The following is a 7,866-nucleotide window of genomic DNA, read 5'->3' as shown; positions in this document are numbered from 1 at the left end:
ACAATTACGATACGTGAGTTTTCGCTTTTATTCTACCTTTAAATGTAAAATTTTTGAATTATTATTAGGTCAACCCCAAGTTACGGTGATGAACCATATTAAATACATTGATATTATCTCAGTGTAACTTCTAATGGGAAAGGAGTTTATAGGTGAAAAAAGAGAGTGATCGTTTATATTTCATCGATAATTTAAAAATAGCTTTGATTATGCTTGTAGTAGCTCACCATGCTGGACAAGCTTATGGACCAGGTGGTTGGTGGTTTTTTTGGGATGATGAATCTATCAATTGGTTGGGCAGATTTTTCTCTGTAAATGCAGCATTTTTTATGAGTTTGTTTTTCTTTTTATCAGCCTATTTTCTCCCCCAATCAATCTCAAGAAAAGGGCCGAAACGGTTTTTAAAAGAACGGCTTATTAGAATTGGTATTCCATTACTACTGGGATTTCTCGTGATGATTCCTATTCTGATGTATTTATATTACATTAATTTCAGAGATTATGAACCCATCCCATTTTTTTCTTACTATGTTAATATATTTTTTGGACTTGGTAATGAACCCGCGAATTGGACTGGGCCATCATGGCCTGATATGCAATTTGGCCATTTATGGTTTTTAGAGCATTTACTTGTGTATGCGATTGTGTTTTCGGTCTGGACCTTCTTTACATCTAAGAAATTCACACAAAAGTCTGATAGAAACATTAAGGTTTATCAGATTCTCTCCCTGTGGTTGGTCGTTAGTTTAGTGACTTTTATTACAAGGATATGGTTTCCTATTGATCATTGGACAGCTTTTTTAGGATTTATTCAAACTGAATTTGCACATGTACCACAGTATGTGAGTTTCTTTTGTTTAGGCATTATGGCTTATCATCGTAAATGGTTTTTAACTATGAGTGCGAGAGCAGGATACATCTGGCTTGTTATTGGAATATTAATAGTGACCATTTTGTATTTTGGAGGAAATACGATAGATCCTTTTCTTTTAAAGGGTGGACAAAACTTCGGTTCGTTGGCTCGATCATTAATTGAGACGTTACTGTGTATTTCACTTGTAATCGGTCTTCTAATTTTATTTAGAGAGAAAGTTAACGGCGCTAATCGTTGGTCAAAGATGTTAGCAAACAATGTATTTGTTGTTTATTTCATCCATGTCCCAGTAGTAGTCTTCCTTCAATATACATTGAATGACCTACCAATATCAGTCTGGACTAAATTTCTTATAACAGTATTTTTAGGAATCATTCTAAGCTTTTTGCTAAGTCATTTTGTATGGCGAAAGATTCCATACCTCAAAAAAATGATGTAAAAGGAAATAATTTTTAGATAAGTGAAAAAGCCAGCATTAATGCTGGCTTTTGTCTTAATAGGAAAATGATGTGTCATAAAAATAATGGTTCTTGTTCAACGGGTGCTTTCCTTTAATAAGCTCCATTATTAAAAGACTTTAAATGTACACATAGCAGTGGAATATATTAGCAAAATGTATTCAACTAACATTTATCTTGTTGGTTCAAATTGGTTCAAGTAATTTCAATCCTTTGCCATACATTTTTATCTATATAACAATTCCCAAAACGTTGATATAAATGGATTATGATGTATTCAATACACTTAGAATATATCTGTATATATCTCAAAACGTTAATCGTTGTTATATCAACGTTTACAAACCTTTCCCGCTACGTCGGGGAAGGTTTTTTTATGTAATTATTTAAATAATATAGAATGAATTCTTTATGTGATTTATGATACATCTCCAATCTTTTAAAGAGAATTTCAACAATTACTGTTCATATCAAATTTAAACCTCGTTCCAATCATAAAAATTGATTGTTCTCTCTCCCAATAATTCAAGTATTTACCCATGATAATAAAGGACACTTTTTAGCGAGTAAATTGCCGAGGTATGTGTATTTTCCATAGAAATGGCTGATACTGCTTTTAGGTTGTTATTTCTTAGAAGCCTTTGGAGTAACTGAATAAAAAAGTGGAGGTCAATAATATGAAAAAGCTATTAATAATATCGCTTGCAACAATTGCACTACTTACTGCATGTCAGAATAAACATAACGTAAAAAACATGGAGGAAGTAAAAACAGAAAATGCTGCGAATAAAAGGCAAGTGGAAATAACGAAAGGCCAAGCAAATGCCAGTATTCTTAGTAGCACAAACTGGCAAGGTACAAAAGTTTACGATAAAAATAAAAAAGATTTAACAGCAGAGAACTCCAATTTTATTGGTCTTGCAAAATATGATGCAAATTCAGGGCGTTATGAATTTTTTGATGCAAAAACAGGCGCAAGTCGTGATGATAAAGGTATTTTCTTTATTACGAATGATGGAAAGCATAGAGTATTGATTTCGGAATCGAAAAATTACCAAGCAATTGTAGAAATTACTGAGCTAACAAATAATGTGTTTACTTATAAAAGAATGGGAAAAGATGCAGATGGAAAAGATGTAGAGGTATTTGTTGAACATATTCCTTATAAGGACAAAAAGCTTACATTTACTAAGAAAGACAAGGCTTTAAAAAATTCCACAGGAACTATTGTTAAAGATGTTGTTGGAGATAAAATCTTAGCTGATACACTATGGCAAGGAACAGTTGTTTTAGATGCAAGCGGAAATGATGTAACACAATATAATTTGAATTATATTAGCATAGCTAAATATGATGCAGATACAAATAGATATGAATTTTTTAATCCTGAAACGGGTGAAAGTCGTGGGGACTATGGTTATTTTAATGTTATCCATGGAAATAAGCTAAGAGCTCATGTTTCGATAGGTGAAAATAAATATGGGGCTGTACTTGAGATTACTGAACTTAATAAGAATAAATTCACTTATTTAAGAACTGGTAAGGACAAAGATGGTAAGGATATTACAGTATTTGTCGAGCATGAACCTTATAAAGGTAAGTTTAATCCGGAATTTACATTAAAATAACGGACCTTAATGTGTTTGATCGTTATTTGAAAAGTATCTTCTACTACAAATCAAACTCTCAATTTTAACTTCTTTCAGCAGAAGTCTCCCACCTCTATAGTTGGTGAGATAAATGCGGGTTTAGATTACTTTCAGCGGGTGTCCAAACACCTGTACCTGTCGCTACGCTTTCGGTACAAAAGACACCTGCTGAAATAGAAGAACTCAGTCTAAGAACGCCATATCCTGTGGCAACGACTGAGCGACCAACATCACATTGGCCCAAAGCCTCCGGTGGATGTCACGGAATCAGGAAGGAGTTCACATAGGATGTTAACCTAAAATCATCGCATCCATGCGATAACGGCTAACTGACCTGCATCGGTAAAAACGCCACGTCCTGTGGCATTACCGAAATGACCGACATCGTGTCAGCCCTCGTGCAGGCCTAAGCACAAATCCGAATCCGGACGCAATTATGCCGAGTCATAATTGATTACTTGAGAGTTTTTTTTACTTTCTGGCATAGTTCATTCACTAACTTCGTACACTAAATGTAAAAGGGTGGTGTATATGGGTGAAGCGCTGGCTTGCACTAGGAGTAATTATGCTGATGAGTATAGTGGTCGTGGCATATGAAACGAATGCTTCGGACCGTAACTTCTTCTTACCAGACCCACTTGGTGGCATAAAAATTGTCATTGATGCGGGACATGGCGGTCAGGATGGAGGGGCTTCAAAGGGCGAAGTAATTGAAAAGGACATTACACTTGCAATTGCTCAGCATGTAGAGAAGCAGCTAAAGAAAAAAGGCGCAGTAGTTGTAATGACACGAACAAAAGATGGAGATGTTATAGATGAGCACGCGCCGTCAGAAAAATTTGGTACATTAAGGGAGAGAAAAAAGCAGGACATTTTTTTAAGAAAAGATATTGTTGAAAAAGAAAAGCCCGATATTTTTATTACAATTCATGCGAATGCCATTCCTGAAACAAAATGGCGTGGTGCACAGGTGTTTTATCATAAAGAAGGACATGCTGACGGTGAATTATTAGCAAAAAACATTCAAGAATCAATCCGTACTAATTTGAAAAATACTGACCGAGAAGCACTGTCTATAAAGCAAATATATTTACTGAAAAAAGCTGAGGTACCTGCTGCTCTAGTTGAAACAGGATTTATAAGTAATGATGAGGAACGTGCACTATTAACTGATAAGAAATACCAAGAAAAAATGGCAGATGCTATTGTTGAAGGTATAGAAGAGTATTTATTAGCTAAAATTGAATAGAGCAACATCTACAACGAAAATCAAATCATTATGATATACTAACATTGAGATAATATAAGGGGAGTGTTCGTTGTGATTACTGAAAAACAAGTACGAGAAATATTAGGACAACTACAAGATCCATTTTTACATAAATCACTTGCAGAAACAGATGGTATTATAAATGTAGCAATAAAAGAAGAGAAGAATCATGTCAGTGTGAAAATTGCGATTGCTAAAACAAATACACCTGAACAATTACAACTTCAAATGAAAATTGTTGATGTTTTGAAAGAAGCGGGTGCAAATACAGTTGGTATTCGCTTTGAAGAGCAGTCAGCAGAAAAACTACAAAGCTTCCGTGGTACAGCAACTGAGGCTGAGGCGCAGGATATTTTATCTCCACTTAGCACGGTGCAGGTTATTTCAATTGCCTCTGGTAAAGGCGGTGTAGGGAAATCTACAGTATCAGTTAACTTAGCTGTTGCATTAGCTCGTCTAGGTAAGAAGGTCGGCTTAATTGATGCTGATATTTATGGATTCAGTGTACCTGATATGATGGGTGTTACGGATATGCCAAAAGTGGTAGACAATCGAATTTTCCCTGTTGATCGCTTTGGTGTGAAAATGATATCAATGGGCTTCTTTGTTGAAAATAATGCACCAATTGTATGGCGTGGACCAATGTTAGGAAAAGTGCTAGATCAATTCTTCCGTGATGTAGAATGGGGCGAGCTAGACTATCTTCTATTAGATTTACCACCAGGTACAGGTGATGTTGCATTAGATATTCACCAAATGCTACCTTCATCAAAAGAAATTGTCGTAACTACACCGCATCCAACAGCAGCATTTGTTGCTGCTCGTGCAGGTGCAATGGCACTACAAACAGATCATGAAATTTTAGGTGTTATTGAAAATATGGCATGGTACGAATCTAAGTCCGGTGATCGTGAATTTGTGTTCGGACAAGGTGGAGGTCCTAAATTAGCAGATGAACTACGTACAGAGCTACTTGGCCAAATTCCACTTGGTCAACCTGACTGGTCAGACGAAGATTTCGCACCTTCTGTTTATGCCGAAAAACACTCAACAGGACAAATTTATTTAGACATCGCGTCGAAAATCATCAATAAATTAAATAAATAATGAAAACGGATTTCCTCAAACAATGGAGGAAATCCGTTTTTAAATATAAAGAGTTATTGTGTGCCTATTGCTCCGAGTCTGAGCCTCCGCCACCAGAACCTTCACCGCCAGCTTCCTTTTTCCCGCCGCCAGCTTCTTTTTTCTCACCACTGGTTTTACTTGCCTCGCCGCCACTCTTCTTAATAAGCTCTTGCCACTTAGATTGCATTAGAGGACTTTCAATCGTTTCCTTTACAACTTCCTCCATTTGCTTTCGCATATTGGATGATTTTAGAATGGTCTCTAACTGCTTTTGCATATCTGGCTGACCAAAGAATGCCTCCATATCCTTTTGGAAAGAAGGATCTTTTATTAAGTCCTTCATAATATCCTGTTGTTGCTTTTGCATACTTTTTGCTACGGTTTCTTTAAACTTTGGATCTTCGAAAGTTTTCTTCCAAAAGTCTTCTGCTTCTTTGGAAAGCAAGGTAGTTTCGGTAGCTTTCTTCACTTCATCATGCTCCAAAACCAATAATTCACGGAAACTTGGTTCCTCTAGAAGCTTTCGCAACGCCTTTTTACCATCCTCGGTTTGTAAAGAGTCAATCATTATTTTTTTTATTTCTTCATAGGACATGGTAGAGGCTTTATCTTGTGAACAGGCAGAAAGAAAAAGCATTAGAATTAGTAGTAAGAAAAATTTTCGCATCAATAATCAGTCCTTTCTAGATAGACTCTTTCAATTATTGTTCACATTTATGATGACTTTATGTATTGCTTAGGATGAGAAATAGCTTTTTTAACAAGGCATTGTTAAAATGAGTACAGATATATTGAGAAATTGGGGGACTTTTAGTTGTGACGATACGAAATTGGGCAAAGTTTTTCTTTTTTGCAATGCTCGTTGGTGGCGCAGTCAACGGAGTATTTAGTTTATTTATTCGATGGGATTTCTTCCAACCATATGTAGCAAATGGTCAATGGGGTGAGTTTTTTGCCGGACTATTATGGATGATCTTCTTAGGGTTTACAATGAGTGTTATTGCACAAGCAGGTTTTTTTGCCTATTTGACGCTTCATCAAGTAGGAGTTAATATTTTTAGAACACTGACATTATGGAATTGGATACAATTGTTATTAATTGCTATTACTATTTTTGATATTATATTCTTCCGCTTTATACCGGGTATAAAGGATGGACAAAGCTGGATGTTCTATAGTGGCTTGTTAATTGTATTAATATTTGGAGCAGTAGTAACAGCCATTCAAAAAGTGAAATTAACAGGAAAGAAACATGTTTTAATTTCTGCATTATTTTTTATGATTGTTGTTACAACATTGGAATGGACAATCGCTTTAATGGGACGCGATGAAAATATTAACGAGTATGTAGCACTATTACTATTCCCGTTGCTCGCTGTAAATGCCTATCAATTGTTAGTATTACCAAAATATAATGCAAAATCTGATGAGGATCGTCAAAAATTAGAAGCGCGTCGTAAAGCACGTCGTGAACAAGCTAAAAACGCATAAATAAAAGTTGCCTCTAGAAATCATTCATGAGAGGCAACTTTTTTATTATGGTGATTTTTTAGTTTGAACTTTATAACCGAATATATTTTCCTCAATCGACATAAATTTATTTTGTTGTAGTAAAGTATTTAGTTCTTTAAACGAAACTTGATCATTTTGGTGTAAAGAGGTGAAAACAAAATCTCCCTTTTGTATTTTAGGTGCCTTTTCCCCTTTCCAAATTAAAGAAGGGGAAAGTATATTTATTTGCTGTTGGAATAGATTTTTTTGTAAAGGTTGCGAATATTGGTGATTGCGAGTTGCAAACCAAAGAGGTGTTTCTTTCAAATGTTTTTCGTAAATATTAATATCTTTTTGCACAAAAGCTATATCGATGGGTTCATCTACCACATCCTCAGGTCCTAATAATCCTGTTGGTAGTTTTCGCTCTTGAATGATTTTTATGTGCTCGGGTGAGCGTTCTATCCAGGAAGCATCTAATAATAGAAGCGGATAAGGCTCTTTTACAGTTTTAAGCCAGTCCAATAGAGATTCATCAGAGAAAGAAATTTCGACAATAAGTGATGTACCGTAATGCCCTTTTGTTACAACTGCTGGAGCATCAGTAATGTTAAATACAGAAATCATAGTAGAATTTATTGGCTTTATGAAGACAAACAATATTACGATGAAAAACAGTGAAATCAACGTTTTACGAACCATCATAACAACCTCGTTTCTATATTTTTAAACAGAAAAATAAACTTCTTAAAAAAACTTATGATTTAGTGTTGACTTTCATGAATAATCGATGTTATTATGTATAAGTCGCCAAGAGGTGACGTATTAAATGAAAAAAATGAACCTTGAAAACTGAACAAGCAAAACGTAATCAATAAAGTTTTTAGTAGCTAACCTTGAATTAGTGAACAAAACAAATTTTGGACATCATAAAGATGCCAGCAAAACAATTTGAGCTAATCAAATTTCTTTTATGGAGAGTTTGATCCTGGCTCA

At 35.1% G+C, this 7,866-nt stretch carries 8 protein-coding genes; 5 read left to right on the top strand and 3 right to left on the bottom strand.

The genetic code is table 11. From position 1 onward, the window contains the following. Positions 1 to 152 precede the first annotated feature (152 nt). Positions 153 to 1,313 (top strand): acyltransferase family protein, encoded by a 1,161-nt coding sequence (locus ACIQXF_RS22690; RefSeq protein ID WP_402788026.1) that lies wholly within the window; start codon positions 153 to 155, stop codon positions 1,311 to 1,313. A gap of 669 nt (positions 1,314 to 1,982) precedes the next feature. Next, complete coding sequence (locus ACIQXF_RS22685; RefSeq protein WP_402788029.1) at positions 1,983 to 2,960, top strand: DUF4822 domain-containing protein; 978 nt, start codon at positions 1,983 to 1,985, stop codon at positions 2,958 to 2,960. A 94-nt stretch (positions 2,961 to 3,054) separates the two neighbouring features. Here the strand turns inward: ACIQXF_RS22685 and ACIQXF_RS22680 are convergent, their stop codons facing one another. Then, complete coding sequence (locus ACIQXF_RS22680) at positions 3,055 to 3,225, bottom strand: hypothetical protein (RefSeq protein WP_402788023.1); 171 nt, start codon at positions 3,223 to 3,225, stop codon at positions 3,055 to 3,057. 291 nt (positions 3,226 to 3,516) lie between these two features. On the opposite strand from ACIQXF_RS22680, the gene ACIQXF_RS22675 reads away from it, so the two are divergent. Both ACIQXF_RS22675 and ACIQXF_RS22670 read left to right on the top strand, forming a co-directional pair. Continuing rightward, positions 3,517 to 4,230: an N-acetylmuramoyl-L-alanine amidase gene (locus ACIQXF_RS22675; RefSeq protein WP_402788020.1), complete on the top strand. Its 714-nt coding sequence runs from the start codon at positions 3,517 to 3,519 to the stop codon at positions 4,228 to 4,230. Positions 4,231 to 4,302: 72 nt separating this feature from the next. Further along, positions 4,303 to 5,358: a P-loop NTPase gene (locus ACIQXF_RS22670; RefSeq protein WP_402788017.1), complete on the top strand. Its 1,056-nt coding sequence runs from the start codon at positions 4,303 to 4,305 to the stop codon at positions 5,356 to 5,358. A gap of 64 nt (positions 5,359 to 5,422) precedes the next feature. Here ACIQXF_RS22670 and gerD read toward each other — a convergent pair whose 3' ends face one another. Next, positions 5,423 to 6,046 (bottom strand): spore germination lipoprotein GerD, encoded by a 624-nt coding sequence (gene gerD, locus ACIQXF_RS22665; protein ID WP_402788014.1) that lies wholly within the window; start codon positions 6,044 to 6,046, stop codon positions 5,423 to 5,425. 149 nt (positions 6,047 to 6,195) lie between these two features. Here gerD and ACIQXF_RS22660 point away from each other — a divergent pair, with 149 nt between their 5' ends. After that, a complete protein-coding gene (locus tag ACIQXF_RS22660) occupies positions 6,196 to 6,870 on the top strand; it encodes a KinB-signaling pathway activation protein (protein WP_402788011.1) in 675 nt (224 codons plus the stop codon). A gap of 45 nt (positions 6,871 to 6,915) precedes the next feature. On the opposite strand, the gene ACIQXF_RS22655 is transcribed toward ACIQXF_RS22660, so the two are convergent. Then, on the bottom strand, positions 6,916 to 7,575 hold the full coding sequence (locus ACIQXF_RS22655) for a hypothetical protein (protein WP_402788008.1): 660 nt from the start codon (positions 7,573 to 7,575) through the stop codon (positions 6,916 to 6,918). Positions 7,576 to 7,866 lie beyond the last annotated feature (291 nt).

The organism is Lysinibacillus sp. NPDC097231 (assembly GCF_044761885.1).
Taxonomy (GTDB): Bacteria; Bacillota; Bacilli; order Bacillales_A; family Planococcaceae; genus Lysinibacillus.
This window is presented reverse-complemented; position numbering and strand designations above follow the sequence as displayed.

Excerpts from the sequence above, each read along its gene's own strand:
- gerD (WP_402788014.1), bottom strand. The coding sequence starts at position 6,046 with ATGCGAAAATTTTTCTTACTACTAATTCTAATGCTTTTTCTTTCTGCC.
- ACIQXF_RS22655 (WP_402788008.1), bottom strand. The coding sequence starts at position 7,575 with ATGATGGTTCGTAAAACGTTGATTTCACTGTTTTTCATCGTAATATTG.